The sequence below is a fragment of the Streptomyces sp. TSRI0107 genome (genome assembly GCF_001905845.1).
Taxonomy (GTDB): domain Bacteria; phylum Actinomycetota; class Actinomycetes; order Streptomycetales; family Streptomycetaceae; genus Streptomyces.
The window spans coordinates 494,077-520,251 of record NZ_LIVZ01000006.1 but is presented as its reverse complement, the minus strand read 5'-3'; the positions used below and the strand labels follow the sequence as shown (position 1 = coordinate 520,251).

The window sequence follows — 26,175 nt, the reverse complement described above, 5'->3', positions numbered from 1 at the left end:
TGTCAGCGTCGCACGTTTGCTCAGCCGCTCGCGCCCGCCCGCAGCTCCGCCAGGTCGGCCTTGACGGTGTTGACCGGGATGGCGAAGCCGAGGCCGACACTGCCGGCGTCGGACGAGGAGGATCCGCTCGCCGAGTACATCGCCGAGTTGATGCCGATGATGTTGCCGTTCATGTCGATCAGCGCGCCGCCGGAGTTGCCGGGGTTCAGGGACGCGTCGGTCTGGATGGCCTTGTACGTCGTGGTGGACGACCCGGTGTCGCCGTTGAACTCCTGACCGCCGAACTCGAACGGCCAGCCGCCGCCGGGCTGCCGCTGCTGCTGCTGTCCCTCGTCGGTGGAGACGGTCACGTCACGGTCCAGGGCGGAGACGATGCCGCTGGTCACCGTGCCGGTCAGGCCCTCGGGGGAGCCGATCGCCACGACCTGGTCGCCGACCTGCACGCCGTCGGAGTCGCCGAGCGTCGCCGCCGTCAGCCCGGAGGCGTCGTCCAGCTTGATCAGGGCGAGGTCCTTGCTGCTGTCGGTGCCGACGACCTGGGCGGCGTACTCCTTGCCGTCGCTGGTCGTCACCTTGATCTCCGAGGCGCCGGAGACGACGTGGTTGTTGGTGATGATCTCGCCGTCGCCGGTGATGATCACGCCGGAGCCGGTGGAGGACCCGGCGTTGGAGGTCGCGCCGATCTCGACGATGCTCGGGCTGACCGCCTCGGCGACCCCGGCGACCGTGCCCTTCTGGCTCGACGGCACGACGTTGGTGCTGGTGCTGCTGCTCGCGGCGACCGTGTCGTCGCCGGTCAGCTCCTGGATGCCGTACGCCGTGCCGCCGCCGATCGCGGCCGCGACGATCGCCACGGCGGTGAGCAGTGCGACAGGCCCGCGCTTCTTGGCGCGCCGCCGGGTCACGGGCTCCGTCGGCTCCGTCGGAAGCGCGGTGGGCTGGTATGCCGGCGGGGGCGGCCACTCCGGATTCACGTTGCTCTCGGTCATGGACATGAGCTTGTCGCCCGACCATGAGAGCTGCCTGAGTGCTCCCTGAGAAGCCCGGCAGAACCTCGTATGCCCGATATAAAGCCGCTGCCGAACAGCCGCTGCCGTACGCCGCCGGTGTGCAGCCGCCGCCGTACGCCGTCGCCGTCAGCCGGAGGCGGGCTCCGCGCAGCCGCACGACCGCCGCACCACCAGCCGCGACGGGAACACCTTCAGCCGCTCCCGGCGCGACCCCGCCACCCGCAGGCCGTCGTCGAGGACGAGGTCCACCGCCGCCCGGGCCATCGCCGAGCGGTCGGAGGCGATCGTGGTCAGGGGCGGGTCGGCGAGCGCCGCCTCCTTGATGTCGTCGAAGCCGGCCACGGCCAGCTCGCCCGGCACGTCGATGCGCAGCTCGCGCGCGGCGCGCAGCAGGCCGATCGCCTGGTCGTCGGTGGAGCAGAAGATCGCCGGGGGCCGGTCCGGGCCGGACAGCACCTCAAGGCCCACCCGGTAGGCGTCGTAGCGGTTGTACGGCGCCTCGAAGAGCCGGCCCTCGGTGGACAGGCCGGCCTCGGCCATCGCGCGCCGCCAGCCCTCGACGTGGTCGGAGACCGGGTCGCCGACGGCGGGGGTCTCGGCGGTGCCGCCCATACAGGCGACGTACTCGTAGCCGTGCTCGAGGAGGTGGCGTACGGCGAGCTGGGCGCCGCCCAGGTCGTCGGTGGTGACGGCGACGTCGTCGATGGACTCGGGGCGCTCGTGCAGCAGCACCACGCGCGCGTCCCAGGCCTCGATCTCGGCGGCCGCCAGGTCGTTCAGCGCGTGGGAGACGAGGATCAGTCCGGACACCCGCATGCCGAGGAACGCCCGCAGGTAGTGGACCTCGCGTTCGCCGACGTAGTCGGTGTTGCCGACGAGGACCATCTTCCCGCGCTCGGACGCGGCCTGTTCGACGGCGTGCGCCATCTCCCCGAAGAAGGGCTGGCGGGCGTCGGGGATGATCAGGCCTATCAGGTCGGTGCGCCGGGAGGCCATCGCCTGGGCGACCCGGTCGGGCCGGTACCCCAGTTCCTTGATCGCGGCGAGGACACGCTCGCGCGTGGCCGGGGCGACCGGCCGGGGTCCGTTGTTGATGACATAGCTGACGACGGCGGTCGAAGTTCCCGCCAGCCGCGCCACATCATCCCGAGTCACCTTGGCCACGCGCGGAGTCTACGCGGAGAGACCCGCTCTGGGCAGGGCGTCTTGAGTGTTGGCCGCGCCCGCCCGGGATACCGGCCCGCCGTGCCGTGGCGCGGGCCGGTGCGCCGGTCAGGCCTCGCCGGCGACGGAGGCGGGCACACCGTCCGTCTCATCCGCTTTCGCCCGGTCCGCCTTGGCCGCCCGGTCCGCCTTGGCCTTGGCCTCCTCGGCGGCGCGCTCCACCTTCTCCGGGGTGACGAACCGGTACCCGACGTTGCGGACGGTCCCGATCAGCGACTCGTGCTCCGGGCCGAGCTTGGCGCGCAGCCGTCGTACGTGGACGTCGACGGTGCGGGTGCCGCCGAAGTAGTCGTAGCCCCAGACCTCCTGGAGCAGCTGGGCGCGGGTGAAGACGCGGCCCGGGTGCTGGGCGAGGTACTTCAGGAGCTCGAACTCCTTGAAGGTGAGGTCGAGGACCCGGCCCTTGAGCTTGGCGGAGTAGGTCGCCTCGTCGACCGAGAGGTCGCCGTTGCGGATCTCCATGGGGGAGTCGTCGTTGACGATCTGCTGGCGGCCCATGGCGAGCCGCAGCCGCGCCTCGACCTCGGCCGGGCCGGCGGTGTCGAGGAGGACGTCGTCGATGCCCCAGTCGGCGGTGACGGCGGCGAGGCCGCCCTCGGTGACGACGAGGATCAGGGGACAGCCGGGGCCCGTCGAGCGCAGCAGCTGGCAGAGGCTGCGGACCTGCGGGAGATCGCGGCGGCCGTCGATCAGGATGACGTCGGCACCCGGGGTGTCGACGAGTGCCGGTCCTTCCGCCGGGGCCACTCGCACGTTGTGCAGAAGCAGGCCGAGGGCGGGAAGCACCTCCGTCGACGGCTGGAGGGCATTGGTCAGGAGCAGCAGAGAACTCATCGCACTCCACCTGCCCGGGTCGTCTCACGCTCGTGCACGGTTCGCTCGCCCATAACGTCTGGTTCCTCCTCGGTCCCTGCGAGGACGTTTGCGGCACTGCTCGTACGGTGCGGCTCCCCGCGCCCCTGGGATCCGCGGCGGCCCTCGCGGGCCGCTATGCGTTCGACGGCCCGTACACCTGCGGTTTCCCGCGTCGTATACAACGCTTCCGAAAGCACAAAAGGACCCGGGGGCTACGCTGCCCGAGTCCTCTGCCAAGCAGAATAGCCCACATGAGCTCAGGTCCGGCAGGTCATGTGGCCCGATCCACGCCCCGTTCCACCGTTCGTCCACACTCCGAGACGGCGGGGCTGATCGGTTCCGCGCGATTGCGTACGTATCTGCACACGTCGGACGGCGTGCGGATCGAAGCCGTATACGATCCGGCGGCCGTTGTATACGACCTCGCCCGTTCGCCCTCTCCCGACGCCTCACGGCCATCCGCCGATCACCCCGTGTTCGTGATCGCCCACGGCTTCACCGGTGATGTGGACCGCCCGCACATGCGCCGGGTCGCGCGCGCCCTCGCGCGCCACGGCGCCGTCGTCACCTTCTCCTTCCGCGGCCACGGTGCCTCCGGCGGCCACTCCACCGTCGGCGACCGCGAGGTCCTGGACCTGGCCGCCGCCGTGGACTGGGCCCGCGCCCTCGGGCACACGCGCGTGATCACCGTCGGCTTCTCCATGGGCGGCTCGGTGGTGCTGCGGCACGCGGCGCTGCACCGGGAGCAGGAGATCGCCGCGGTGGTCTCCGTCAGCGCCCCGGCGCGCTGGTACTACCGGGGCACGGCCCCCATGCGCCGGCTGCACTGGCTGGTGACCCGGCCCGCGGGCCGCCTCGTCGGCCGCTACGGCTTCCGCACCCGCATCCACCACCGCGACTGGGACCCGGTCCCGCTCTCCCCGGTCGAGGCGGTCCCGAGGATCGCGCCCACCCCGCTCCTCGTCGTCCACGGCGACCGCGACGGCTACTTCCCGCTGGACCACCCGCACATGCTGGCCGCGGCCGCCGGCGAACACGGCGAGCTGTGGCTCGAACCAGACATGGGCCACGCGGAGAACGCGGCGGACGACGCCCTCCTGGACCGCATCGGAGACTGGGCCCTCGGCGCGGCGGGCTAGGCCCCGCCGTCAAATTCCCGCCCGCCGGGCGGACGACGGGAATTTGACGGCAGGGCCTAGCCTGGCAGCGTTCACGAGTGGACTGACGTGAGGGACGAGATGGCAAAGGTCACGGTGCGCTACTGGGCCGCCGCGAAGGCCGCGGCCGGGGTCGCCGAGGAGGCGTACGAGGCGGGCACGCTCGCCGACGCGCTCACCGCGGTGCGGGAGCGGCACCCCGGCGAGCTCGCGCGGGTGCTGCGGCGATGCTCGTTCCTCATCGACGGCGATCCCGTCGGGACCCGCGGGCATGAGACGGTACGGCTGGCCGACGGCGGCACGGTCGAGGTGCTCCCGCCGTTCGCAGGAGGGTGACCAGACCGATGAGCAACCAGCCGTACGACGGGATGTACGACGGGCAGTACCCAGGGCGGTACGAAGGGGAGTACGAGGGTGCGCCCGAAGGGGAGTACCAGGGGTACGGCCAGTACCAGCAGCCCCAGTACCAGCCCCAGTACCCCCAGGCTCAGTACCACCCCGATCAGTACCCCCAGTACCCGCAGGACCCGTACCAGCAGGCCCAGCCCCAGTACCAGGGCCAGTACGCCGCCGCCCCGCACACCCAGCAGTGGGAGGGCCGGACCTGGGACACCCAGGCCCAGCCGGCGACGGCGGAGTACGCGCCGCAGCAGGCGTACGTGCCCGAGCAGACGTACGAGCCGCGGACGGCCGTGGCCGAACCGGCTCCGGCACATGCACAGGCACCGGCTCAGGCTTCGGCGCCCGAGCCGTCCGCGCCGCTCACCGCGGCCCAGCGGGCCCGGCTCGAAGGCCGTTCCCCGATCATCGAACCCGGCCTGCAGCCCGCCGCGCTGACCGCGCTGCTCGGTCTGCTGCTGTCCGGCGCGGCGGCGGTCGGCTCCTGGGCGCTGCTCGTGCCGCTCGTCGCCCTGCAGGCGGTCACCGCGGCGGGCTGGTTCCGGCTGAACGGCATGTGGCCGGCCCGGCAGGGCATCGCGCTGGCGTTCCTGGGCGCGCTGACCGCGGACGCGGCGCTGTTGGTGGCGGGCCGGGACAACGGCCCGGTGGCGATCCTCGGCACGCTCGGCGTCTGGGTGCTGCTGTCGCTGGTCCTCCAGCTGCGTTCGCACGCCGACCCGGACGAGCGTCTGTACGGCCTGATGGCCACGGTCGTCTCGGCGGCTCTGGCGGTCGTCGCGGCCGGCCACCTGGCGGCCGAGCCCGACGCGGTGACGATCGGAGCGGCGGCGGTCGCGGTCGCGATCCTCGCCCGGGCGCTGCCACTGCCGACGCCCGTGTCCGTCGTCGTCGCGCTGCTCGCGGCGGCCGGCGGGGGCTTCGCGGCGGGCGGCCTGACCGGTGCCGGCTCCGGGACGGACGGCGCGCTGCTGGGCGCGGCGGCCGGAGTGTGCGCCCTGATCGGCCACCGGGTCGCGAGCTACGACTACCCGTCCCGCTTCGTGCACTTCACCGCGGGTGTCGCCCTCCCTCTGAGCGCGGCCGCGCCGGTGGTGTGGGTGCTGGGGCGGACGCTGGGCTGACCGGCCCGCGCCTGTCACAGATGATCCACAATTCCGGGGCCCGGCCGCCCGGCCGGGTTACCTTGGCCCTCGTTGCCGTAGGCCAAAGTGGGGAAACATGCGTGCGCTGCGAATAGTTCTGATCGTCGTCGTGATCCTCGGGGGACTCTTCGTGGCCGCGGACCGGCTCGCCGTGAACTTCGCCGAGGGGGAGGCCGCGGACCGGCTGAGGACCAGCGAGAACCTCGCGGAGACCCCGGACGTGTCGATCAACGGCTTCCCGTTCCTCACCCAGGTGGCGGGCGGTGAGCTGGACGACGTCGAGGTCGGCATGGACACCTTCGTGGCCGCCGCGGGCGACGGCGAGAGCATCCGGATCGACGACCTGACGGCGCACATGAAGGGCGTCGAGTTCTCCGGCGACTACAGCTCCGCCACGGCCGCCTCCGCCACCGGCACGGCGACCATCGCCTACGACGAACTGCTCAAGGCCGCCAAGTCCGAGCCCACCGAGGTCGCCCCCGGCGTCACCGCCCGCGTGGTGAGCCTCGCCGACGGCGGCAAGGGCAAGATGAAGGTCGGGCTGGAGGCGGAGGTGCCGGTGCTCGGCACCCAGCGGCTCTCGGTGCTCAGCACGGTCGCCGTCAAGGGCGACACCGTGGAGGTGCGCACCGACTCCCTGCCGGAGCTGGCGGGCCTCGACCTCGCCGAGGAGTCGGTCCGCGAGATCACCGACTTCCAGCAGGCCATCGACGACCTCCCCGGCGGCATCCGGCTGGACAAGGTGGAGGCGGCGCCGGACGGCGTGGAGATCACGGTGCGGGGTTCGAACGTCCAGCTGGTCGGGTAGGACCCGACCGCACCACCCACCCTTGTCCGAAAGGCGAGACGGCCGCGTCCGCCAAACAGGTGTGACCGCCGCTGCACGCGCCCGGAAGCCGTACGTCCAAGGCTCCGGGCGCTTTCTTGTCTCGTAAAGCGGACGATCGCGTCTCACCATGCGACACGCCGGTGACATGCCCGCCCGTCCGTCCCTACGATCGACAGCATGAAGCGACAGGCGGATCTCACGAAGCGGCGGGCAGTAGACCTGTGCCGCGTTGCCGCCATGCTCTGTCGCACCGTCTGAGCGGCAGCACCGCCTTCCGCGTTCACCCCCCGCCCTGCTCAGGGCATCCGTGCGCCGCGCCGCCCCGCGGCATTCGAGCGCACCCTCTCACTCGCACGCCCCGCCGCAACTGCCCCGGAGGAGAAAGAGCATGAGCCGCAGCGACGTCCTGGTCGACGCCGACTGGTTGCAGGACAACCTGGACAACCCCGACATCGCGATCGTCGAGGTGGACGAGGACACGTCCGCGTACGAGAAGAACCACATCCGCAACGCGATCCGGATCGACTGGACGCAGGACCTGCAGGACCCGGTCCGCCGTGACTTCATCGACCAGGAGGGCTTCGAGAAGCTCCTGTCGGCGAAGGGCATCGCCAACGACACGCTGGTGGTCCTCTACGGCGGCAACAACAACTGGTTCGCGTCCTACGCCTACTGGTACTTCAAGCTCTACGGCCACGAGAACGTCAAGCTCCTCGACGGCGGCCGCAAGAAGTGGGAGCTGGACGCCCGCGAGCTGGTCGAGGAGGTGCCCGAGCGCGCCGCCACCGAGTACAAGGCCAAGCCGCAGAACACCGCCATCCGCGCCTTCCGCGACGACGTCGTGGCGGCCATCGGCTCCCAGAACCTCGTCGACGTGCGTTCCCCTGACGAGTTCTCCGGCAAGCTGCTCGCCCCGGCCCACCTGCCGCAGGAGCAGTCGCAGCGTCCGGGTCACGTCCCGAGCGCCCGCAACATCCCGTGGTCGAAGAACGCCAACGACGACGGCACGTTCAAGTCCGACGACGAGCTGCGCAAGCTCTACGAAGAGGAGAGCGTCGACCTCTCCAAGGACACCATCGCCTACTGCCGTATCGGCGAGCGCTCGGCCCTGACCTGGTTCGTCCTGCACGAGCTGCTCGGTGTCGAGAACGTCAAGAACTACGACGGCTCCTGGACCGAGTACGGCTCCCTCGTCGGCGTGCCGATCGAGCTCGGCGCCAACAAGTAACCCCTCCCGACCGACCTTTCAAGACCTCTTCAGGAGTACGACATGTGTGGAGCGAAGGCCGGCGGCCCCGACGCCTCGACGATCAAGCCCGGTGAGACCACCATCCAGGGCCAGGTGACCCGCGACGGCGAGCCGGTGACCGGCTACGTCCGCCTCCTGGACTCGACCGGCGAGTTCACCGCGGAGGTCCCCACCTCCGCCACGGGCCAGTTCCGCTTCTACGCGGCCGAGGGCACCTGGACCGTCCGCGCCCTCGTCCCCGGCGGCACCGCCGACCGCACGGTCGTCGTCGCCGAGAAGGGCGACCTGGCCGAGGTCGCGATCGCGGTCTGACGAGGACGGCACCCCGTACGGCGGAAGGGCCGCACCCCCGGGTTGGACGCCTGGGTGCGGCCCTTCGGCCTGCCCGCCTACTCTGGACGTATGTACGCACGGCGGCGTCATACGTACTTCGCCATGATGGGCATCTGCCTGGTGCTGTTCGTCCTGGCCTGGGGAGTCGTCCGCCTCTGGTCGACCGAGGTGGCCGTCGGCATGTGCGTGGTCGCCATGCTGATCCCGCCGGTCGCCGCGATGATCGCCAACCGGCGCGGCCCCGACGACCGCTGGTGGGACGACCCCTCCGGCGACCCGCAGTCCGACGAGTGGTGGGACGAGCTGGACGGCAAGAAGCACCCGGGCTCCGGTGAGACGCGTCAGTAGACGAGCGCCTGGGTGTCCTCCGCCAGCGCCTCCTGGACGAAGACCTGCGCGCCCGCGATACGCACGCCCTCGATGACGTCCTTCTCCGTGATCTCCCGCCGGGCCGCGCACTGGGTGCACAGGGTGAGCTTGCCGGCGGCGAGCACCGAGTCGATCAGGTCGGGCAGCGGTGCCGCGTGCGGCAGCTCGAACTCCGCCGCCCTGCCGGGCAGCGCGAACCAGGCGCTCTCGCCGGTCAGCCACACGGAGACGTCCACCCCGCTGGCCACGGCCACCGCCGCCACCGTGAACGCCTGCGAGCAGCGCTCGGGGGCATCGGCCCCCGCGGTCACCTTGATCACGAGCTTCTTCGCCATAGCCGGAATCGTAGTGCGCGAGGCACCCGCGTAAGCTGGGCCCCGGCCTTGTGTACCGCTCACCCTCGCCCTGCAAGGAGCACGCCGTGGAGCTCTTCTTCGAAATCCTGCTGGTCCTGGTCGCCGTCGGCGTTCTCGCCTTCGCCGGTCTGACCGTGAAGAAGCTGTACCAGGGCCAGCGCTGACCCAGTCGACAGGAATAGCCAGGAAACGCCGCTCATGATCGAGATCCCGTCCGACCTCCACAAGGACCTGGTCCCCCTCGCCTTCCTGCTCGGCAACTGGGCGGGCGCGGGCGTGCACGACTTCCCCGGCTCGGAGAAGTGCAACTTCGGGCAGGAGGTCACCTTCACGCACGACGGCCGGGACTTCCTGGAGTACCACTCCCACACCTGGGTGCTGGACAACGACGGCAACAAGGTGCGGCCCCTGGAGTCGGAGCACGGCTTCTGGCGGATCGACGCCGACCGCAAGGTCGAGGTGACGATGACCCGCGACGACGGCGTCATCGAGATCTGGTACGGCGAGCTCGCCCACCAGAAGCCGCAGATCGACCTGGTCACCGACGCCGTCGCCCGCACCGCCGCCTCCCGCCCGTACAGCGGCGGCAAGCGGCTCTACGGCTACGTCAAGAGCGATCTGATGTGGGTCGGCGAGAAGCAGACCCCCGAGGTCGAGCTGCGCCCCTACATGTCGGCCCACCTGAAGAAGGTCGTCACTCCGGAGGACGTCGAGCGCTGGGCGAAGGCCCTGCCCGACGACATGCCTGACGACGGCATCGCCTTCTTCAAGTAAGCCCTCGGGCACGGGCGGCCTACACTTTCCGGTGTGGTGAGCACCGACTGGAAGAGCGATCTGCGGCAGCGCGGCTACCGGCTGACCCCGCAGCGGCAACTCGTGCTCGAAGCCGTGGACACCCTGGAACACGCGACCCCCGACGACATCCTCGTGGAAGTGAGGAAGACGGCGTCGGGGGTCAACATTTCCACGGTGTACCGGACGCTGGAGCTGCTGGAGGAGCTGGGGCTGGTCAGCCACGCGCACCTCGGGCACGGGGCGCCCACGTACCACCTGGCCGACCGGCACCACCACATCCACCTGGTGTGCCGCGACTGCTCCGACGTCATCGAGGCGGATCTCGGCGTGGCCGCCGAGTTCACCGCCAAGCTGCGCGAACAGTTCGGCTTCGACACGGACATGAAGCACTTCGCGATCTTCGGCAGGTGCGAGAACTGTTCCCTGAAGAGTTCAAATACCGAGTCGTAGGCTTGGAGCCATGAAGAGCCCCCTGCTGTCCCTGCCCGGCGCCGTCCCCGCCGAGGGTGTGGACGAAGGCGTCGCCGCCCACTACGGCGACCTGTTCCGCGAGCAGCGCACCCTCGCCGACGGCACCGGTTTCGTCGACCTCTCGCACCGCGGAGTCGTCACCGTCTCCGGCGAGGACCGGCTGAGCTGGCTGCATCTGCTGCTCACCCAGCACGTCAGCGACCTGCCCACCGGCGAGGCCACCGAGGCGCTGATCCTCTCCGCGAACGGCCACATCGAGCACGCGTTGTACCTCGTGGACGACGGCTCGACGGTCTGGGCGCACATCGAGCCCGGCACCCAGGACGCGCTGATCCAGTACCTGGAGTCGATGAAGTTCTTCTACCGGGTCGAGGTCGCCGACCGCACCGCCGACTTCGCGGTCGTCCACCTGCCCGCCGGTTCCATCGCCGAGGTCCCCGAAGGCGTCGTCGTACGGCAGACCGCCCACGGCCGTGACCTGTTCCTGCCGCGGGAGCGGCTGGAGGAGTACGCCGGGCAGGCCGGCCCGGCGGCCGGGCTCCTCGCCTACGAGGCGCTGCGCGTCGAGCACCACCGCCCCCGCCTCGGCTTCGAGACCGACCACCGCACCATCCCGCACGAGCTGGGCTGGATCGGCACCGCCGTGCACCTGCAGAAGGGCTGCTACCGCGGCCAGGAGACCGTCGCCCGGGTGCAGAACCTGGGCAAGCCGCCGCGCCGGCTGGTCTTCCTGCACCTGGACGGCAGCGAGGTCCATCTGCCCACCCACGGCACCGAGATCCGCCTCGCGGACGACGGTCCCGACGGGCGGAAGATCGGCTTCATCACGACGTCCGCCCGCCACCACGAGCTGGGCCCGGTCGCCCTCGCCCTGGTGAAGCGGAACGTGCCCCTGGACGCCCGGCTGGTCGCCGGGGACACGGCGGCCGCCCAGGAAGTCGTCGTAGCGCCCTAGCGAGACACCCCCTATAGGGGCCCTAGATCTCGATGAGGACGGTGAACGGGCCGTCGTTCGTGAGCGACACCCGCATCTGCGCGCCGAACCGGCCCGTCTCCACCGTCGCGCCCAGCGCCCGCAGCTGGGCGACCACCTCGTCGACCAGCGGCTCGGCGACCTCGCCGGGCGCGGCCGCGTTCCAGGTGGGGCGGCGGCCCTTGCGGGCGTCGCCGTAGAGCGTGAACTGGCTGATCACCAGGAGCGGGGCGTCGATGTCGCTGCAGGACTTCTCGTCCTGGAGCATCCGGATCGACCACAGTTTGCGGGCCAGCTGGGCCGCCTTCTCCCTGGTGTCGTCGTGGGTCACGCCCACCAGCACGCACAGGCCCTCGCCGATGATCTCCCCGACGGTCCGGCCGTCCACCACGACGCTCGCGCCGTCCACCCTCTGCACCACTGCTCGCATATGACCATCATGCCGTGGCTGCTTTTCGATCCCTAACCCGTCCATCTGGGGCCGTTCGGGGGCACTCGGTCACATAGCGGCCACTTGGGGTGGCACGATGCTTCCCACACACCGGTCGAGGGGACGGTAGAGGCACATGAGCACACCGAGCACGGGCGAGGAAGTGGGGACGCTGCGGCCGCCCGCGCAGCGCACCGGCAGTCCCGACGGCGGTGAGGGCGGCGACCGGCCACCGCTGCTGCCGGAGCCGCCCCAGCCCGACCTGGCCGCGCTGAGCCTGCCCGAGCTGCGCACGCTGCGCCGGGACGCCCAGCGCGACGAGGCCGACCTGAGCTATGTACGGCGGCTGCTGCAGGGGCGGATCGACATCCTGCGCGCGGAGCTGGCGCGGCGCGGGCCGACCTCGGTGGTGGCGGTGGGCGAGGCGTCCGTGGTGGAGCGGCTGCCGGAGATCCTGACCGACGCCCCGGCCCGGCACCGCTCCTCGGCCCGCCACGTCACGGTGGGGACGCCGCAGCGCGAGGAGTACCGGCGGCTGGCGGCCGAGATGCTGGCCGAGGTGGAGCTGTCCGCGCTGGACGCCCGTACCGACGCGGAGCTGACCGACGGGATCGGCCGGCTCGTCCGCTACGAGCAGCAGGTGTCCCGGCGCCGCCAGGGGCTCCAGCGCACGGCCGACGACTGCAGCGCGGAGATCGCCCGCCGGTACCGCGACGGGGAGGCACAGGTCGACGACCTGCTGCTGTGAGGTCCGGCCGCGGGGCCGGCCGGCATTCGGCGAGATCCGTTCGACGCGCCGTTCGACGCGCTGAAATCCCCGCGACGGCCCGCGTCCCGGACGCCTACCGTGGCGCCATGAGCGACCGCGACGACCTCGACATACGACCGATCACCGAGGACGAGATCCCGCACTGGCTGCGGGCCATGGCCACCGGATTCCTGCAGAGCGAACCCTTCACCGAGGAGGTGCTCGCCGCCCGCGCCGCCGCGATCGTGCCGGAGCGCACCCTCGGGGCCTTCGACGACGGCCGGTGTGTGGCGACGCTGAGGTCGTTCCCGCAGGAGCTGACGGCGGTCGGGGGCGCCGTGGTGCCCTCCGACGCCGTCACGAACGTGACCGTGTCCCCGACGCACCGGCGGCGCGGGCTGCTCACCCGGATGATGGGCCGGGACCTGGCGGCGGCGAAGGAACGCGGGGACGTGGTGGCGACGCTGATCGCCGCCGAGTACCGGATCTACGGGCGTTACGGCTTCGGGCCCGGCACCACGGCCGCCGAGTGGACGATCGACGTGCCGCGCGCCGGGCTGGACCCGCGGTGGGCGGGTCCGGAGGACGGCGGCCGGATCGACCTGGTCGACGGCGCCGAGGTGCGCAAGCTGGGCCCCGAGCTGCACGAGCGGGTGCGGCGCGCGACGCCCGGCGCGGTGGACCGTAACGACCGCTGGTGGCAGGTCAACACCGGGGCGCTGCGCGTCTGGCCGCAGTGGAAGGAGCCGTTCTACGCGGTGTACCGCTCGGCGGGCGGCGAGGTCGAGGGCATGGCGGCGTACACCGCCGACGACAAGTGGGGCGCCGCCAAGCAGCCGCTGAACACGGCCACCGTGCAGTGGCTGATCGCGTCGGAACCGGCCGCCGAGCGGGCGCTGTGGCGGTTCCTGTGCTCCGTCGACTGGATCACCACGGTGAAGACGGGCTACCGGGCCCCGGACGACCTGCTGCCGCTGTTTCTGCCGGACCCGCGCGCGGCCGGGATCACCACGCAGGCGGACTGGATGTGGGTACGGATCCTGGACGTCGTACGGGCGTTCGAGGCGCGGACGTACACGGGGGCCGGGCGGCTGGTGCTGGAGGTCGTCGACGCGGGCGGGTTCGCCGGCGGACGGTATCTGCTGGAGACGGACGGGGACGGCAGCGGGGTGTGTACGGCGACATCGCGGGACGCCGATCTCACGCTGGACGTGTCCGACCTCGGGTCGCTGTGGCTGGGGGACGAGTCGGCGGTGCGGCTGGTGGCCGCGGGGCGGGTGGTGGAGACACGAGCGGGCGCCGCCCGGGTGGCCGACGCCCTGCTGCGCTCGTCCAGGCGTCCCTGGTGCCCGGACTCGTTCTGAGCCTCCTTCCGCGGCGGTTCCGACAGGTTCACGCATCCGTAGCGTGCTCTTCAGTTGTGGTTGTGGTGCGGTGGTGCCGGCCGGCCGGGCTCCCGGCTCCCCTCCGGAGGGGAGTCCGGCCAACCTTCGGTAAGTTCGACCATGTCGCCAGAGTTGGCGGCCAACTTCTCTGTGGTTATCTCCACTTGGAAGCGACTCATAACCACCTGTCGGTGAACTGCCGCAAGATGGCGGGAAGTTGTAGCGTTCGGGCGTGGAGCCGGAACACGCCTCCGCCAATGGGCGGAAAAGGCCTCAGCCGCCACACCGGTCACCCCACGAGGTGGCCGACGAGCTGCGCGCGCGGATCAGGTCCGGGGCGCTGCGGCCGGGCCAGCGCATGCCCACCCAGGCACAGCTGGCGGACGAGTTCGGCGTCGAACGCGCGGCCGTCCGGCAGGCGCTGCGCATCCTGCACGCCGAGCGGCTGCTGACCAACCTGTCCAAGGGCAGCCCGGCGACCGTCGCGATCCCCGACCGGGCCGCCGCCACCGCTGGTCCCGCCGCCGTGCCGCTGCCCACCACGGTGGCGCTCGCCCCGCGCGTCGCCGCCGCCTTCGCGGCCCCGCACGTGCGGATCGACGCCCTGTGCCTGACCTCCGTCTCGCTGACCCTCGCCATGGGGGAGCCGCTGCGCCGCATCCACGCGGGCGAGCTGAAACCGGCCAAGGTCGACGTCCGGGTGCTGCTGCCCTCCCGGGACATCGCGCTCGCCTTCCCGGCGCCCGCCGGCCCGGCGGACCCGGCCGGCGCCGATCTGCTGCACCGGCGCTGGCTGGCGCAGCGCAACGCCCAGGGGCAGGTGCTGCGGCACAACCTGCGCGCCCTGCGCGCCTCGCACGGCGTCGACGTACGGGTGTCGTTCCGGGCGCTGCCGTTCACCCCGCCGGTGAAGCTGTACCTGGTCAACGGCTCGGAGGCGCTGTTCGCGTACTACACGCTGCGGCGCCGGGAGGAGGAGATCGACCACGAGCAGCTCCAGCTGTACGACGCCGAGGGCACCCGGTCGATGCTGTTCTCCTTCGAGCGGGGCGCGGGCCTGCGGGACGCGGCGTTCGTGGAGCAGTCGCGGCTGTGGTTCGACGCGCTGTGGGAGACGATCAGCACGGAACTCCAGCTCACCGGCTGACCGGAGTTGGCTGCCAACTTCCAAACAACTCCCGGAAGATGGCATTGAGTTGTAGCGTTTGGCCGTGACCCAGGAGAACGTGGCCGTGCACGACGGCAGACGGCACACCGCCCAGGAGATCGCCGCCCGCCTGCGCGAACGCATCCGCGACGGCCGGCTCAGGCCGGGCGACCGGCTGCCCACCCAGGCCGCGCTGGCGGGGGAGTTCGGCGTGGAGCGCGGCACCGTCCGCCAGGCCCTGCGCGTCCTGCACGAGGACGGACTGCTCACCCATGTCACCAAGGGCAGCCCGCCGCGCGTCGCCGGTCCCGCCGTACCGCCCGCCGACGCCCCCCAGCCCGTGATGGTCGGCCTCGCCCCCCGCCTGGCCCACGCCTTCACCGCCCCGCGGGTCCGCGTCGACGCCGCCTGCCTGACCGCGGAGACGCTGATGCTGGCCCTCGGCGAACCGCTGCGGATGATCCACGAGGGCCGGATCCGCCCCGAGTCGATCGACGTGCGCATCCTGCTGCCCTCCCGCGACATCAACCTGGCCTTCCCGGTCCCGGTCGAACAGCACGGCGACGGCGACCCCGACCCCGTCCACCGGCGCTGGCTGGCCATGCGCAACGCCCAGGGCCACGTCCTGCGCCACAACCTCCAGTCGCTGCGCGCCTCGCACGGCGTCGACGTACGGGTGTCGTTCCGGGCGCTGCCGTTCACCCCGCCGGTGAAGCTGTACCTGCTCAACGGCTCGGAGGCGCTGATCGCGTACTACATGCTGGCCCGCCGCGAGGAGCCCACCGACGCCGGACCGCTGCCCACCTACGACGTACGGGCCACCGAGTCGCTGCTCTTCTCCTTCGACCGGGGCGCCGGCCGGCGGGATGCCTCTTTCGTGGACGAATCGCAGAAGTGGTTCGACGCCCTCTGGGAAACCATCACCCGGGACCTGACACTCTCCTAGTGACTTCTGATACGACACGGACCGAACCGGTGGCGAACCCGACCGACCGGCTGCGGGAGCTGGTCACCCGTGCCGATGTCGTGCTGTGGGACTTCGACGGACCGATCTGCCGGCTGTTCGCCGGGCATCCGGCCCCCGACGTGGCCGGCGGTCTCGTCGGCTGGCTCGACGGCCGCGGGCTGCGCGGACTGCTGACCGAGGCGGAGCAGGGCACCGCCGACCCACAGGTCGTGCTGCGCGCCGCGCACCGCGCGGGGCTCGGCCGGAGCGTGGTCGCGGAGCTGGAGGAACGCCTCACCCAGGAGGAGCTGCGGGCCACCGCCACGGCGATGCCCACCGCCTGGGCCGACCCGCTGATCCGCACCTGGAGCGCGGTCGGCGCGCGGCTGGCCGTGGCCTCCAACAACTCCCCGCGGGTGGTCGGCGCCTACCTCGCCGGCCGGGGCCTGACCGGATGCTTCGGCCCGCACATCTACGGCCGCGACACGGACCTGCACCGCCTGAAACCGGACCCGTACCACCTCAACCGCGCCCTGACCGCCCTGGCGGCCGAGCCGTCCGCGGCCCTGTTCATCGGCGACACCCCGACGGACCACGAGGCAGCCCGAAGCGCGGGCGTCCCGTTCCTGGGCTACGCCCGCAACGACCGCAAGGAGCGGCTGCTGAGGGATGCGGGCGCGAACGACGTCATCGGTTCACTGGAGCCGGTGCTGCGTGTACTCAGGGGGCAGGAACAACCCACCCCCTAGGGGCGCGGGGAACTGCGCGACCAGCCACAGACGGCCCGCAGCCGAAGGAAACCAGCAAGTGACCGCCAGCCAAAGGCCCTCGGCCGACGACATCGCCGCCACACTCAGATCCCGCATCCGCGACGGCCACCTGGAGGCCGGCACGAAACTGCCCACCCAGGCCGAACTGGCCGAGGAGTTCGGCGTGGAGCGCGCGACCGTACGCCAGGCGCTGCGCGCCCTGCACGAGGCGGGCTGGCTGGCCAACGCCGGCCGGGGCAGCCCCCCGACCGTCGCCGAGCCCCCGGCCGGCGGCCAGGAGCCGCAGCCCACCCTCGTCGCCCTCGCGCCCCGGCTGGAGGCCGCGTTCGCCGAGCCCCGGGTGCGGATCGACGCCGCCTGCCTGACCGCGGAGACCCTGCTGCTGGCCATGCACGCCCCGATGGCGCTGGTGGAGTCCGGCGCGGTCCGCCCCGAGTCCGTCGAGGTCCGCATCCTGCTGCCGCACAGGGACGTCCGGCTGCTGTACCCGTCGCCGGCCGACGGCTGGGGCGCGGACGCGGTGGTCGACGAGGCGGTGCACCGGCGGTCCGTGGCACAGTACGACGCCCAGCTCACCGTGCTCCGCCAGTACTTCCGCACCCTGCGCGCCGACCACGGCATCCCGGCGGTCGTCCGCTTCCGGACGGTCCCGAACACCCCGCCGCAGAAGGTCTACCTCCTCAACGGCACGGAGGCGCTGCTCGCGTTCTACATCCCGGCCCGCCGGACCGTCGACGTGCAGTCCGAGCCACGCGAGCTGTGGGACGCCTGGGGCACCCGGTCGCTGCTCTTCCGGCACCACGCGGCCCACGGCGAGCGGGACGCGCTGTTCGTGGCGGAGGCGCAGAAGTGGTTCGACGCGGTGTGGGAGATGCAGGGCCCTGACCTGCGGGAGCCGTGACACCGCCGAACGAGTGGCGTGTCGGCCCCCGATGCCGTCCCGGCCCGCCCCGGCCACTAGCCTCCCGCCATGCCCCCTGTGTCACCGCGAGCGCGCCAGGCGCTGGTACGGCGTCTGCTGGACCGCGGGCTGCACAGCCCGGGCGGGGTCCTGGAGGTCGTGCAGGGCCACCACAACACCAACTACGTGCTGCGCTGCGGCCCGCTGCTCGCCCTGCTGCTGGGCACCACGCCCTACGCGCGGGTCAAGTACCGGGTGCCGCTGGTGACGGTCGAGGTGGTGCCGCGGATCTGGCCGCGCGAGGCGGATGTGCTGCGCGTCGTCTGCCGGCATCTGCGTGAGGTGCCGCGCTGTCTGGCCGTGCTCGGCGACCACTCCCTGCACCGGTACCGGACGGGCCGGGCGCTCAGCGAGGCGAATCCCGACGGGGAGGTCGGGGAGGAGCTGATGCGGGAGTTCGCCGCGTTCTTCGTGCGGACCGCGCGGGTGCCGGTGGCGCAGTTGCCGCCGCCGCCCGCGGGCTGGCCGGCGGACGGCGACAGCGACGGGTTCCTGCGCCGGCTGGCCGATTTCACCGAGCGGCGCGTGCACCGGCCGAACCGGGCCAGGTTCGGCGCGCTCTTCGACGCGGTGGGCATCCCCGAGGACGCGATGGCGGTCTTCCTCGCCCACCACACCGGCCTCACCTCCCGCCCCTTCACGCTGCTGCACACCGACGTCCACCGCGCCAACGTGGTCGTCCGCCGCGGCCGGATCGCCGTGATCGACTGGGAGCTGGCCATGTACGGCGACCCGCTGCACGACCTGGCCACCCACCTCGTCCGCATGGGCTACGGCAAGGAGCAGCAGGAACGCATGACCCGGCTGTGGGCGCGGGCCATGACGGACGCCGGGCTGTCCGGCCTCACCGCGGGCCTGGCGGACGACCTGGGTGCCTACGTGGCCTTCGAGTACGCCCAGTCCGTCTTCCCCGACACCATGCGCGCGGCCCTCGCCCTCCCGGACCACCCGCGGGACGCCCACTTCCGGGCGGCGGCCGACCGGGTGGGCCGGGCACTGGGCCGGGCCCGCGAACCGCTCCGGCTGGTGGACGTGCCGGACGGCGAGCGCATCGAGGAGGCACTGCGCGAGTGGCACGCCGACCACGCGCCGCCTCCCGCGGCCTCTCCCTGACGCCCCGCCGCTGCCGCCGTCACTGCCGGGCCGCCAGCACGACCTTGCCCACGACGCCCCGCCCCTCGATCAGCCGGTGTGCGCGGGCCGCCTCGTCCAGCGGTACGACTTCCCCGACGACCGGTGTGAGCCGCCCGGCCGCCGCCTCCGCGAAGGCCAGGGAGCGCAGCCGGGTCACCTCCTCGGCCGGGTACTGAGCGTCGGCGATGCCGTACAGCGTGATGCCGTGCCGGGCGGCCTCCGCCCGGTCGAGGTCGGCGAAGCCGCCGGTCGGGGCGCCGTGGGCGGAGAAGCGCCCGCCGGGTGCGGTGAGCGGCAGGGCGGCGGCGCCGAGGGAACCGCCCACTCCGTCCAGGACGACGTCGGCGGCCCCGCCGAGGGCGGCACGGGCCCGCTCCGGCCACTCGGGGGCGGTGACGTCCACCGCCTCGTCGGCGCCCAGCCGCCGGACCAGCTCCAGCTTCCGCGCGCCCCGGGCCGCGGCCACCACCCGCGCGCCCCGGGCCTTGGCCAGCTGGACCAGAAGGGTGCCCATGCCCCCGGAGGCGCCGAGGATCAGCACCCGGTCCCCGGCCGTGACGGCGGTCCGCTCCACGAGGCCGGCCGCGGTCACCCCGTCATGGACCAGCGCTGCCGCCGTGAGCAGGCCGAGGCCGTCCGGGACGGCGGTCAGGGCGTCGGTGGCGGCGAGGGCGCGCTCGGCGTAGCTGCCGTCGACGAACGCGGCGACCCGGCGACCCAGCCACTCCGCGTCCGCCCCGGGACCCAGCGCCCGCACGGTGCCGGCGACCCCGCCGCCGGGTACGTACGGCGGCCGGACGGTGAAGTACTCGCCTCCCCAGCCCGCCCGGATCTGGGTCTCGACGAAGATCGTGTCGGTGTGGGACACCTCGATCAGCACCTCCGAGGGGCCGGGGACGGGATCGGGCACCTCCACGGGGACCAGTACCTCCGGGCCGCCGAACTCCTTCACCTGTGCCGTGAGCACCGCACACCTCCGCGCGTCGGGATCGTCGCTTCCGTGCGCAGTCTTCGACCTCGACCGGGGTTGAGGTCAAGGGGCACCGGCGGGACGACCGTAGGCTCGTGGCCATGGGTGAGATCGGGCTGCGCGAGCGCAAGCGGCAGCGGATGTACCAGGTGGTGTCGGACCTCGCGATCGGGCTGTTCCTGGAGAAGGGGTTCGACGCGGTGTCGGTCGCCGAGGTGGCCGCCGCGGCGGAGATCTCCAAGCCGACGCTGTTCCGGTACTTCCCGGCCAAGGAGGACCTGGTCCTGCACCGGATCGCCGACCACGAGGGGGAGGCGGCGCGCGTGGTGGCGGGGGCGTCCGGCGCGCCGCTGACCGCGCTGCGGCGGCACTTCCTGGCCGGGCTCGACCGGTGCGACCCGGTCACCGGCCTCAACGACGACCCCGGGGTGCTGGCCTTCCACACCCTGCTCTACGGCACCCCGGCCCTGGTGGCCCGGCTGCTGGGCCATCTGGAGCGCTCGGAGGCCGCGCTGGCGGAGGCGCTGGGCGGCGACCTGGACGCCCGGCTGGCCGCCGGGCAGATCATCGCGGTGCAGCGGATCCTGGCGGGCGAGAACTGGCGGCGGATGGCGGCGGGGGAGCGGGCGGCGGACGTCCGGGGGGACGCGGTGGCGGCGGCGGAGCGGGCGTTCGACGTGCTCGCCGCGGGGCTGCCGCACCTGGCCGACGGTTGACCGGCGAGCAGCCGGCCACCCCCGGCAGTTGTGTGACTAAGTAAAAAAGTTAACTCGGTAACGTCTTTCCGGTACGCTCGACGGAATGACGTCACCCGACCCCGCCCTCCAGCACGCACTCCGACACGAACGCGCCCACCACGACCGCTGCCGCGCCGCCCTCGCCGCCATGGTGGACGGCGCCGAGGACCAGGTCGTCACCGGCGAGGACGTCTCCGCCTCCGGCGCCGACGCCGAAGTCCTCGGCCGCCGCCTGCGCACCCAGGCCAGGGACCTCCGGGAACTCCCCGAAGGCCCGCTGTTCTTCGGCCGCCTCGACTTCACCGCCGAGGCGGCGCGGAGCCCCGGCCCCCTCCACATCGGCCGGCTCCGGATCACCGAGCACCCCACCGACCCGCCCCTCGTCGTCGACTGGCGCGCCCCCGTCTCCCGCGCCTTCTACCAGGCGGGCCCCCGCGACCCGCAGGGCGTCGCGGTCCGCCGCCGCTTCGGCTGGGCGCCGGGCAGCAGGGGCGACTCCGCGGACCTGACCGGCCTGGAGGACGAGCACCTGGACGGCGACGAGGCCGCGACCGGCGGGACCGTGACCGGCGAGGCCGGCGCGCTCAGCGCCCTCGTCGCCCGCGAGATCGAACGCCCCCGCGTCGGCCCGATGCGCGACATCGCCGCGACCATCCAGCCCGAGCAGGACGACCTCGTCCGCGCGGACCTCACCGCGTCGGTGTGCGTGCAGGGCGCCCCCGGCACCGGCAAGACCGCCGTCGGCCTGCACCGTGCCGCCTACCTGCTCTACACCCACCCGCAGCGCGTCCGGCGCGGCGGACTGCTGATCCTCGGCCCCAACCGCACCTTCCTCACCTACATCGCCGAGGTGCTGCCCGCCCTCGGCGAGACCGGCGTCCGGCAGTCGACCGTGCGGGACGAGATCGCCCGCCACCCGGTCACCGGCACCGACGACGAGCGGACCGCCGCCGTCAAGCACGACGCCCGGACGGCCGAGGTGCTGCGCCGGGCGCTGTACGCGCGGGTCCGCCCCGACGCCGTCGACGACTCCCTCGCCGTCCCCGACGGCACCTCCCGGTGGCGGGCCTCCGCCGACGAACTGCGGGCGATCGTCGCGGACGTACGCGCCGAACAGCCGCCGTACGCCGTCGGGCGGGAACGCGTCCGCGCGCGCGTGGTGGCCGTGCTGCGGGCGCGGGCCGAGCGGCGCGGCGGGCCCCGCACCACCGCCTGGGTGCGGCGCATGGAACGCGCGCGGGCGCTCGGGGCGTGGCTGGACGCCGTATGGCCGCGCGTGCGCCCGGAAGAGGTCGTCGCCGGGCTGCTCGGCGACCCCGACGCCCTCGCGGAGGCCGCCGACGGACTGCTGGACGCCGACGAGCAGAAGGCGCTGCTGTGGCCCCGCCCGCCGCGCTCCTGGAAGTCGGCACGCTGGTCGGCGGCCGACCTGGTCCTCCTCGACGAGGTCGCCGGGCTGATCGAACACCCGGAGGGCTACGGCCACGTCGTCGTCGACGAGGCACAGGACCTCTCCCCGATGGAGTGCCGGGCCATCGCCCGCCGCTCGGTCTACGGCTCCCTCACCGTCCTCGGCGACCTGGCCCAGGGCACCACCCCGTGGGCGGCCCGCGACTGGTCCGTACCGCTGCGCCACCTGGGCAAGCCGGACGCGGCCGTCGTCCCGCTGACCACCGGCTTCCGCGTCCCATCGGCGGTCCTCGCCCTCGCCAACCGGGTGCTGCGCCGACTGGACGTCGCAGTCCCGGAGCCCCGCTCGCCGCGCCGGGACGGCGAGGTGACGGTCCGTGAGACGGCCGACGTGCCCGGCGCGGTCGTCACGGCCGTACGGGACGCCCTGCGCCGCGAGGGGTCCGTCGGCGTCATCGCCGCCGACGCGCACCTGGCCCCGGTGCGGGAGGCGCTGGCCGGGGCCGGGATCGCGGCGGCCGGCGAGCGGGTGGCGGTCGTACCCGCGAGCCTGGTCAAGGGCCTGGAGTACGACCATGTCGTCGCCGTCGAGCCGGCCGCGATCGCCGAGGCGGAGGAGCGCGGCATGCACCGGCTGTACGTGGTGCTGACCCGGGCCGTGTCCACCCTGACGGTGGTGCACGGGCGGCCGCTGCCGTTCTAGGGGGCGTCTCGCCGATCATGCCGGGCTCGCGGCGCCTGGCACCGCGCCTCGCCGCGTTGTCGTCACTCTCCCCCACGCTCGAACGAGCTCCCGCGGGGGCACCCCCATCGCTCCGCATCGACTCCCTCCTCCGCCTTGCGATGCACGGCACCAGACGCCGCTCCCTGATCCGGCCTGATCGACGAGACACCCCCTAGGAGCCTCCAGGGACCTGGCGGGGCTCAGCCGAGGAGCGGCAGCAGCTGCTCCTCCTCGTACGCCAGATGCGCCTCCAGCTCGGCGGCCAGCCGCTCGACCTCCGCGCGGGCGGCCGCCGGGTCCGTCACCGTCCCGTCCACCGCGCGGCGCAGCTCCTCCATCAGGGCGGCGACCCGCTCGTGCTCCTCCCTCAGGCGGGCGATCGCCGGGGCGGACTCCGGGTGGCGGTCCTCCAGGTACGGGAAGAGGGCTATGTCCTCGCCGGTGTGGTGGTTGTGCAGACCGTGGCAGAAGGTGAGGCAGTTGGCGCGGAGCTGGGCGCCCAGCGTGCTGCCGGTCGCGCTCATCTCCTCGCGCAGCAGGGCCAGTTCGCGGCGGAAGGCGTCGTGGACGATCATGATCGCCTCCGCCATGGACCCGGCGTTGACGTGCGGCGGCCCGTCGCTCGGGAGCTCCTGGAGGGCGATCACCGGGATCACCCGGCCGCCCGCCTTCTCCTGGTACGCGGCCCAGCCCCGGTCGCTCTCCACGGCCCGCGCGAACATCTCGTCCCGCTCCTCGCCGGTGAGCGGGACGGCCCGCGCCCGGTACGTGAACGCGCCGGTCTCCACGGTGACTTCCGGATGGGCCAGCAGATTGTGGTACCAGGCGGGATGCCGGGGTGAGCCGCCGGCCGAGGCGATGACGAGGATGCGCTCGGCGCCGTCGGGGAGATAGCCGACCGGGGTGGTGTGCGGCTTGCCGGAACGGGCACCGGTGGTGGTCAGCAGGATCATCCGGGCGCCCTCGAACATACCGCTCAGGCGGCCGTGGTTGGCGCGGAACTCGTCGATGATCCGTTGGTTGAAATCGTGGAAATCGTTGGGCAACGCTCTTCCTCTCTCCGTGGTTCTCGCTGGTTCGCGGTGTTCACGGAAAGAGAGGCGGGCTCCTGGCCCGCCGTAGCCTCACTCAGAGGCCGGGCACCCAACTCGCTCACGGCACAAGGCCGACCCGGCAGTCATGGCGAAGACGCTAGCGGCGGACCCGCCGGTGCGGCAAGGTCGTTTTCGTGCGCGCACTGCTCTTCCTCGACATCGACGGGACCCTGCTGCCGTTCGGCGGACCGGGCCCGTACCCGGTGTACGAGAGCCCGCACGGCCCGCCGCCCCCCGGCCACCCCCTGCTGAACCGGGTCGACCCGGCGCTCGGGCCCCGGCTGCTCGCCCTGGGCTGCGAGCCGGTGTGGGCGACGACCTGGCAGGACGACGCGAACGCGCTGCTGGCGCCGTGGCTCGGGCTGCCCCCGCTGCCGGTCGTGGACCTGGCCGGCGCCGAGGACCCGCCGCGCGGCGGGCGGCACTGGAAGACTGGCCCGCTGGTCGCCTGGGCCGCGGGCCGGCCGTTCGTCTGGGTCGACGACGAGATCACCGACGCAGACCGGGCCTGGGTGACCGCACACCACCCCGGCCCGGCGCTGCTGCACCGCGTGGACCACCGGTACGGCCTGAGGGAAGCCGACCTCGCGGTGCTGCGGGCGTGGCTCAGGGACGCCGGGCGCGCCCCAGCACCTCCGCGACCCGCATGAACCCGTCCGAGCCGTGACCCAGCCCGATCACCCGGCGGGCCTGCCCCTCGATCGCCCGCATCAGACTCGCCTCGATGCCGTGCGCCTCGGAGGCGTGGACGATGTGCGCCATGGTGGACGCCCCCGAGGTGATCGGGTTCAGCTCGCCCGAGTACGTGCCGCTGTCCACGTCGTCGGCGAACTCCTCGAAGAGCGGCGGCAGGATCGCGGCGATGCCCTGCGCGAACGGGGCCAGCTCCCGCGCGGAGACACCCTCGGCGCGGGCCACGGCCACCGCGTGCGCGTAGCCGCCCATCGCCGTCCAGAAGATGTCCAGCAGCGCGATGTCGTACGAGGCGGCCCGGCCGATGTCCTCGCCGAGGTGGGTGTGGGCGCCGCCGAGCACGTCCAGGACGGGCTTGTGCTCCGCGTACAGCTCCTGGGGGCCGCTGAACAGGAAGACGGCGTCGGGGGTGCCGATGGTGGGGGTCGGGGTCATGATCGCGCCGTCCAGGTAGCGGACGCCGTGCCGGGCGGCCCAGTCGCCGGTGTCGCGGGCTCGGTCCGGGGTGTCCGCGCTGAGGTTGACGACCGTACGGCCCTTCAGGGCGTCGGTGACGGCCTCGCGGCGCAGGACGGCGTCGGAGGCGTCGTAGTTGACCACGCAGACGACCACGAGATCGCTCGCCGCGACGGCCTCCTCCGCCGACCCGGCCGCGAGCGCGCCGCGCGCCACCAGCTCGGCGTCCCGGCCGGGGGTGCGGTTCCATACGGTGGTGCGCACGCCCGCGTCCAGGAAGGCGCCGGCCAGGGCACGGCCCATGGGGCCGAGGCCGACGACGGTGACGGAAGCGGACGCGGGGTCGGTGACGTTGGTGGACATGAAGAAGCTCCTGCGGTTGTTCGAGAACTGACTGACGAGCTGACTGACAAATCAAGGCGAATGGGGCGAATATGACGCGCAGCCGTGCCCGGGATCTGAATGTCTGTGGAGTGACCGCCGCGATCTCGGTGATCGACGGCAAGTGGAAGACGGCCCTGCTGTGGCTGCTGGAGTCGGGCCCGCACCGCCCCGGCGAGCTGCGCCGGAAGCTGCCGGGCCTCAGCGAGAAGGTGCTGACTCAGGCCCTGCGTGAGATGGAGGAGGACGGTCTGGTGCACCGGGAGGCGTTCGCCGTCCTGCCGCCGAAGACGGTGTACACGCTCACCGATTTCGGCCGTGAACTGTCCGAGGCCCTCGCTCCTCTCTCCGACTGGGGCCACCGCCGCCTGGACCGGCTCGCGGAGGCGTCCTGACCCGCCCTGATCACCTGCGAACAGCCTCTTACGGACGCCGGACGCTGCCAAGTACCCACTTTTTTGTGGGTGTTCCCTCGGCAGGCGGCACCGAGGAGGCCGTGCCATGCTGGAGTTCGGAGGAGGAAGATGCCATGTCAGCGATGTTCGAGCTGGGGGACGGTGGCATCGGGGTGATGCCCGATCCTTCGGACAACCCCGACAACCACCACCGCCCTCATCACGACGCCGGCACCCGGATCAGCTTCGAACTGGCCAATGTGGGCGACGCCGGTGGCAATGCCCGGGTCGGAGTCGAGGTCGACGGCAACTTCGTCGAGGAGTGGAGCTCCGACTTCCTGAACCCCGGCGATCCGGCCGTCGCCGGTTTCGTCCGGCTCGGCCGTCTCGGTGAGGGTTCGCACAACGTGCTGATCTTCGTCAATCCGGGATCGGGCTCCCGCGACCACACGGAGAACACCTTCGACGTCGTCTGAACCCCGAGCCACGTCAGGAAACGTCCCAGCCGGGGCCCCGCCCAGGGGCCCCGTTCCTCGTCGCGGGGCGCGGCCGCCGGGCGGCGGGCGGCGGTGCGACAGGCGGGTGCTCTTGCAAGCAGGGTGCTTGCAATTGTTAGCAGGGTTGCGGCA

At 72.6% G+C, this 26,175-nt stretch carries 31 protein-coding genes; 23 read left to right on the top strand and 8 right to left on the bottom strand.

The window, feature by feature from the left end:
• Positions 1-20 precede the first annotated feature (20 nt).
• From AMK31_RS19000 to AMK31_RS18990, 3 genes are all read right to left on the bottom strand, one after another.
• Complete coding sequence (locus AMK31_RS19000) at positions 21-989, bottom strand: S1C family serine protease (protein ID WP_274535968.1); 969 nt, start codon at positions 987-989, stop codon at positions 21-23.
• 147 nt (positions 990-1,136) lie between these two features.
• A complete protein-coding gene (locus tag AMK31_RS18995; RefSeq protein WP_073941728.1) occupies positions 1,137-2,174 on the bottom strand; it encodes a LacI family DNA-binding transcriptional regulator in 1,038 nt (345 codons plus the stop codon).
• Positions 2,175-2,282: 108 nt separating this feature from the next.
• On the bottom strand, positions 2,283-3,068 hold the full coding sequence (locus tag AMK31_RS18990; protein ID WP_073941727.1) for a response regulator transcription factor: 786 nt from the start codon (positions 3,066-3,068) through the stop codon (positions 2,283-2,285).
• Positions 3,069-3,340: 272 nt separating this feature from the next.
• Between AMK31_RS18990 and AMK31_RS18985 the strand changes: the two genes are divergently transcribed.
• The 8 genes from AMK31_RS18985 to AMK31_RS18950 all read left to right on the top strand — a co-directional run bounded on the left by AMK31_RS18985 (position 3,341) and on the right by AMK31_RS18950 (position 8,549).
• On the top strand, positions 3,341-4,228 hold the full coding sequence (locus AMK31_RS18985; protein WP_073941726.1) for an alpha/beta hydrolase: 888 nt from the start codon (positions 3,341-3,343) through the stop codon (positions 4,226-4,228).
• Positions 4,229-4,327: 99 nt separating this feature from the next.
• The gene (locus tag AMK31_RS18980) at positions 4,328-4,582 is read left to right on the top strand and encodes a MoaD/ThiS family protein (protein ID WP_073941815.1); all 255 of its coding nucleotides are present in this window, start codon (positions 4,328-4,330) and stop codon (positions 4,580-4,582) included.
• A gap of 8 nt (positions 4,583-4,590) precedes the next feature.
• Positions 4,591-5,769: a hypothetical protein gene (locus tag AMK31_RS18975; RefSeq protein WP_073941725.1), complete on the top strand. Its 1,179-nt coding sequence runs from the start codon at positions 4,591-4,593 to the stop codon at positions 5,767-5,769.
• A gap of 97 nt (positions 5,770-5,866) precedes the next feature.
• Positions 5,867-6,598 (top strand): LmeA family phospholipid-binding protein, encoded by a 732-nt coding sequence (locus AMK31_RS18970; protein ID WP_073941724.1) that lies wholly within the window; start codon positions 5,867-5,869, stop codon positions 6,596-6,598.
• A gap of 198 nt (positions 6,599-6,796) precedes the next feature.
• A complete protein-coding gene (locus AMK31_RS42420) occupies positions 6,797-6,877 on the top strand; it encodes a putative leader peptide (protein WP_350203226.1) in 81 nt (26 codons plus the stop codon).
• Between the two features lie 130 nt (positions 6,878-7,007).
• Positions 7,008-7,847: a sulfurtransferase gene (locus AMK31_RS18960; RefSeq protein WP_073941723.1), complete on the top strand. Its 840-nt coding sequence runs from the start codon at positions 7,008-7,010 to the stop codon at positions 7,845-7,847.
• Between the two features lie 42 nt (positions 7,848-7,889).
• Positions 7,890-8,180: a DUF1416 domain-containing protein gene (locus tag AMK31_RS18955; RefSeq protein WP_073941722.1), complete on the top strand. Its 291-nt coding sequence runs from the start codon at positions 7,890-7,892 to the stop codon at positions 8,178-8,180.
• Between the two features lie 90 nt (positions 8,181-8,270).
• Positions 8,271-8,549 (top strand): DUF3099 domain-containing protein, encoded by a 279-nt coding sequence (locus tag AMK31_RS18950; RefSeq protein ID WP_073941721.1) that lies wholly within the window; start codon positions 8,271-8,273, stop codon positions 8,547-8,549.
• Here the strand turns inward: AMK31_RS18950 and AMK31_RS18945 are convergent.
• Positions 8,543-8,905: a DsrE family protein gene (locus AMK31_RS18945; RefSeq protein ID WP_073941720.1), complete on the bottom strand. Its 363-nt coding sequence runs from the start codon at positions 8,903-8,905 to the stop codon at positions 8,543-8,545. The genes AMK31_RS18950 and AMK31_RS18945 overlap by 7 nt on opposite strands.
• 219 nt (positions 8,906-9,124) lie before the next feature.
• Here AMK31_RS18945 and AMK31_RS18940 point away from each other — a divergent pair, with 219 nt between their 5' ends.
• From AMK31_RS18940 to ygfZ, 3 genes are read left to right on the top strand one after another with little or no spacing between them, the layout of a single operon-like run.
• Complete coding sequence (locus AMK31_RS18940) at positions 9,125-9,700, top strand: FABP family protein (RefSeq protein WP_073941719.1); 576 nt, start codon at positions 9,125-9,127, stop codon at positions 9,698-9,700.
• A 33-nt stretch (positions 9,701-9,733) separates the two neighbouring features.
• A complete protein-coding gene (locus AMK31_RS18935; RefSeq protein WP_073941718.1) occupies positions 9,734-10,171 on the top strand; it encodes a Fur family transcriptional regulator in 438 nt (145 codons plus the stop codon).
• Between the two features lie 10 nt (positions 10,172-10,181).
• Positions 10,182-11,147: a CAF17-like 4Fe-4S cluster assembly/insertion protein YgfZ gene (gene ygfZ / locus AMK31_RS18930; protein ID WP_073941717.1), complete on the top strand. Its 966-nt coding sequence runs from the start codon at positions 10,182-10,184 to the stop codon at positions 11,145-11,147.
• A 22-nt stretch (positions 11,148-11,169) separates the two neighbouring features.
• Here ygfZ and dtd read toward each other — a convergent pair whose 3' ends face one another.
• On the bottom strand, positions 11,170-11,595 hold the full coding sequence (gene dtd, locus AMK31_RS18925; RefSeq protein WP_073941716.1) for a D-aminoacyl-tRNA deacylase: 426 nt from the start codon (positions 11,593-11,595) through the stop codon (positions 11,170-11,172).
• 136 nt (positions 11,596-11,731) lie between these two features.
• Between dtd and AMK31_RS18920 the strand changes: the two genes are divergently transcribed.
• From AMK31_RS18920 to AMK31_RS18890, 7 genes are all read left to right on the top strand, one after another.
• The gene (locus tag AMK31_RS18920) at positions 11,732-12,343 is read left to right on the top strand and encodes an RsiG family protein (RefSeq protein ID WP_073941715.1); all 612 of its coding nucleotides are present in this window, start codon (positions 11,732-11,734) and stop codon (positions 12,341-12,343) included.
• Positions 12,344-12,450: 107 nt separating this feature from the next.
• Complete coding sequence (locus AMK31_RS18915) at positions 12,451-13,707, top strand: GNAT family N-acetyltransferase (protein ID WP_073941714.1); 1,257 nt, start codon at positions 12,451-12,453, stop codon at positions 13,705-13,707.
• A 253-nt stretch (positions 13,708-13,960) separates the two neighbouring features.
• On the top strand, positions 13,961-14,875 hold the full coding sequence (locus AMK31_RS18910) for a winged helix-turn-helix domain-containing protein (protein ID WP_073941713.1): 915 nt from the start codon (positions 13,961-13,963) through the stop codon (positions 14,873-14,875).
• 58 nt (positions 14,876-14,933) lie between these two features.
• Positions 14,934-15,821: a winged helix-turn-helix domain-containing protein gene (locus AMK31_RS18905; protein WP_073941712.1), complete on the top strand. Its 888-nt coding sequence runs from the start codon at positions 14,934-14,936 to the stop codon at positions 15,819-15,821.
• Positions 15,821-16,570, top strand: a complete 750-nt coding sequence (locus AMK31_RS18900) for an HAD family hydrolase (RefSeq protein WP_385311855.1) — start codon at positions 15,821-15,823, stop codon at positions 16,568-16,570. The genes AMK31_RS18905 and AMK31_RS18900 overlap by 1 nt, the downstream gene beginning before the upstream one ends.
• A 58-nt stretch (positions 16,571-16,628) precedes the next feature.
• Positions 16,629-17,492: a GntR family transcriptional regulator gene (locus AMK31_RS18895; RefSeq protein ID WP_073941710.1), complete on the top strand. Its 864-nt coding sequence runs from the start codon at positions 16,629-16,631 to the stop codon at positions 17,490-17,492.
• 69 nt (positions 17,493-17,561) lie between these two features.
• A complete protein-coding gene (locus AMK31_RS18890) occupies positions 17,562-18,665 on the top strand; it encodes a phosphotransferase family protein (RefSeq protein WP_073941709.1) in 1,104 nt (367 codons plus the stop codon).
• Between the two features lie 19 nt (positions 18,666-18,684).
• On the opposite strand, the gene AMK31_RS18885 is transcribed toward AMK31_RS18890, so the two are convergent.
• Positions 18,685-19,653, bottom strand: a complete 969-nt coding sequence (locus AMK31_RS18885; protein ID WP_073941708.1) for a zinc-binding dehydrogenase — start codon at positions 19,651-19,653, stop codon at positions 18,685-18,687.
• 104 nt (positions 19,654-19,757) lie between these two features.
• Here AMK31_RS18885 and AMK31_RS18880 point away from each other — a divergent pair, with 104 nt between their 5' ends.
• Both AMK31_RS18880 and AMK31_RS18875 read left to right on the top strand, forming a co-directional pair.
• Positions 19,758-20,372, top strand: coding sequence for a TetR family transcriptional regulator (locus AMK31_RS18880; RefSeq protein WP_073941707.1), 615 nt, complete (start codon positions 19,758-19,760; stop codon positions 20,370-20,372).
• Between the two features lie 85 nt (positions 20,373-20,457).
• Entirely contained in the window at positions 20,458-22,506 is a 2,049-nt protein-coding gene (locus tag AMK31_RS18875) for a HelD family protein (RefSeq protein ID WP_073941706.1), read from the top strand.
• A 221-nt stretch (positions 22,507-22,727) separates the two neighbouring features.
• On the opposite strand, the gene AMK31_RS18870 is transcribed toward AMK31_RS18875, so the two are convergent.
• On the bottom strand, positions 22,728-23,573 hold the full coding sequence (locus AMK31_RS18870) for a nitroreductase/quinone reductase family protein (protein ID WP_073941705.1): 846 nt from the start codon (positions 23,571-23,573) through the stop codon (positions 22,728-22,730).
• Positions 23,574-23,755: 182 nt separating this feature from the next.
• Here AMK31_RS18870 and AMK31_RS18865 point away from each other — a divergent pair, with 182 nt between their 5' ends.
• On the top strand, positions 23,756-24,271 hold the full coding sequence (locus tag AMK31_RS18865) for an HAD domain-containing protein (RefSeq protein WP_107468653.1): 516 nt from the start codon (positions 23,756-23,758) through the stop codon (positions 24,269-24,271).
• On the opposite strand, the gene AMK31_RS18860 is transcribed toward AMK31_RS18865, so the two are convergent.
• Positions 24,228-25,133 (bottom strand): NAD(P)-dependent oxidoreductase, encoded by a 906-nt coding sequence (locus AMK31_RS18860; RefSeq protein WP_073941704.1) that lies wholly within the window; start codon positions 25,131-25,133, stop codon positions 24,228-24,230. The genes AMK31_RS18865 and AMK31_RS18860 overlap by 44 nt on opposite strands.
• A 71-nt stretch (positions 25,134-25,204) precedes the next feature.
• Between AMK31_RS18860 and AMK31_RS18855 the strand changes: the two genes are divergently transcribed.
• Together AMK31_RS18855 and AMK31_RS18850 are read left to right on the top strand one after the other, a co-directional pair.
• Positions 25,205-25,546, top strand: coding sequence for a winged helix-turn-helix transcriptional regulator (locus AMK31_RS18855; RefSeq protein WP_073941703.1), 342 nt, complete (start codon positions 25,205-25,207; stop codon positions 25,544-25,546).
• Between the two features lie 134 nt (positions 25,547-25,680).
• Positions 25,681-26,022: a hypothetical protein gene (locus AMK31_RS18850; protein WP_143204242.1), complete on the top strand. Its 342-nt coding sequence runs from the start codon at positions 25,681-25,683 to the stop codon at positions 26,020-26,022.
• Positions 26,023-26,175 lie beyond the last annotated feature (153 nt).

Bases quoted from the DNA above. Each gene is read 5' to 3' on its own strand.
- AMK31_RS42420 (WP_350203226.1), top strand. From the start codon at position 6,797: ATGAAGCGACAGGCGGATCTCACGAAGCGGCGGGCAGTAGACCTGTGC.
- AMK31_RS18955 (WP_073941722.1), top strand. From the start codon at position 7,890: ATGTGTGGAGCGAAGGCCGGCGGCCCCGACGCCTCGACGATCAAGCCC.
- AMK31_RS18975 (WP_073941725.1), top strand. From the start codon at position 4,591: ATGAGCAACCAGCCGTACGACGGGATGTACGACGGGCAGTACCCAGGG.
- AMK31_RS18860 (WP_073941704.1), bottom strand. From the start codon at position 25,133: ATGTCCACCAACGTCACCGACCCCGCGTCCGCTTCCGTCACCGTCGTC.
- AMK31_RS18985 (WP_073941726.1), top strand. From the start codon at position 3,341: ATGAGCTCAGGTCCGGCAGGTCATGTGGCCCGATCCACGCCCCGTTCC.
- ygfZ (WP_073941717.1), top strand. From the start codon at position 10,182: ATGAAGAGCCCCCTGCTGTCCCTGCCCGGCGCCGTCCCCGCCGAGGGT.
- AMK31_RS18855 (WP_073941703.1), top strand. From the start codon at position 25,205: ATGACGCGCAGCCGTGCCCGGGATCTGAATGTCTGTGGAGTGACCGCC.
- AMK31_RS19000 (WP_274535968.1), bottom strand. From the start codon at position 989: ATGACCGAGAGCAACGTGAATCCGGAGTGGCCGCCCCCGCCGGCATAC.
- AMK31_RS18950 (WP_073941721.1), top strand. From the start codon at position 8,271: ATGTACGCACGGCGGCGTCATACGTACTTCGCCATGATGGGCATCTGC.
- AMK31_RS18915 (WP_073941714.1), top strand. From the start codon at position 12,451: ATGAGCGACCGCGACGACCTCGACATACGACCGATCACCGAGGACGAG.
- AMK31_RS18980 (WP_073941815.1), top strand. From the start codon at position 4,328: ATGGCAAAGGTCACGGTGCGCTACTGGGCCGCCGCGAAGGCCGCGGCC.
- AMK31_RS18890 (WP_073941709.1), top strand. From the start codon at position 17,562: ATGCCCCCTGTGTCACCGCGAGCGCGCCAGGCGCTGGTACGGCGTCTG.
- AMK31_RS18875 (WP_073941706.1), top strand. From the start codon at position 20,458: ATGACGTCACCCGACCCCGCCCTCCAGCACGCACTCCGACACGAACGC.
- AMK31_RS18920 (WP_073941715.1), top strand. From the start codon at position 11,732: ATGAGCACACCGAGCACGGGCGAGGAAGTGGGGACGCTGCGGCCGCCC.
- AMK31_RS18990 (WP_073941727.1), bottom strand. From the start codon at position 3,068: ATGAGTTCTCTGCTGCTCCTGACCAATGCCCTCCAGCCGTCGACGGAG.
- dtd (WP_073941716.1), bottom strand. From the start codon at position 11,595: ATGCGAGCAGTGGTGCAGAGGGTGGACGGCGCGAGCGTCGTGGTGGAC.
- AMK31_RS18880 (WP_073941707.1), top strand. From the start codon at position 19,758: ATGGGTGAGATCGGGCTGCGCGAGCGCAAGCGGCAGCGGATGTACCAG.
- AMK31_RS18940 (WP_073941719.1), top strand. From the start codon at position 9,125: ATGATCGAGATCCCGTCCGACCTCCACAAGGACCTGGTCCCCCTCGCC.
- AMK31_RS18945 (WP_073941720.1), bottom strand. From the start codon at position 8,905: ATGGCGAAGAAGCTCGTGATCAAGGTGACCGCGGGGGCCGATGCCCCC.
- AMK31_RS18970 (WP_073941724.1), top strand. From the start codon at position 5,867: ATGCGTGCGCTGCGAATAGTTCTGATCGTCGTCGTGATCCTCGGGGGA.
- AMK31_RS18850 (WP_143204242.1), top strand. From the start codon at position 25,681: ATGTCAGCGATGTTCGAGCTGGGGGACGGTGGCATCGGGGTGATGCCC.
- AMK31_RS18960 (WP_073941723.1), top strand. From the start codon at position 7,008: ATGAGCCGCAGCGACGTCCTGGTCGACGCCGACTGGTTGCAGGACAAC.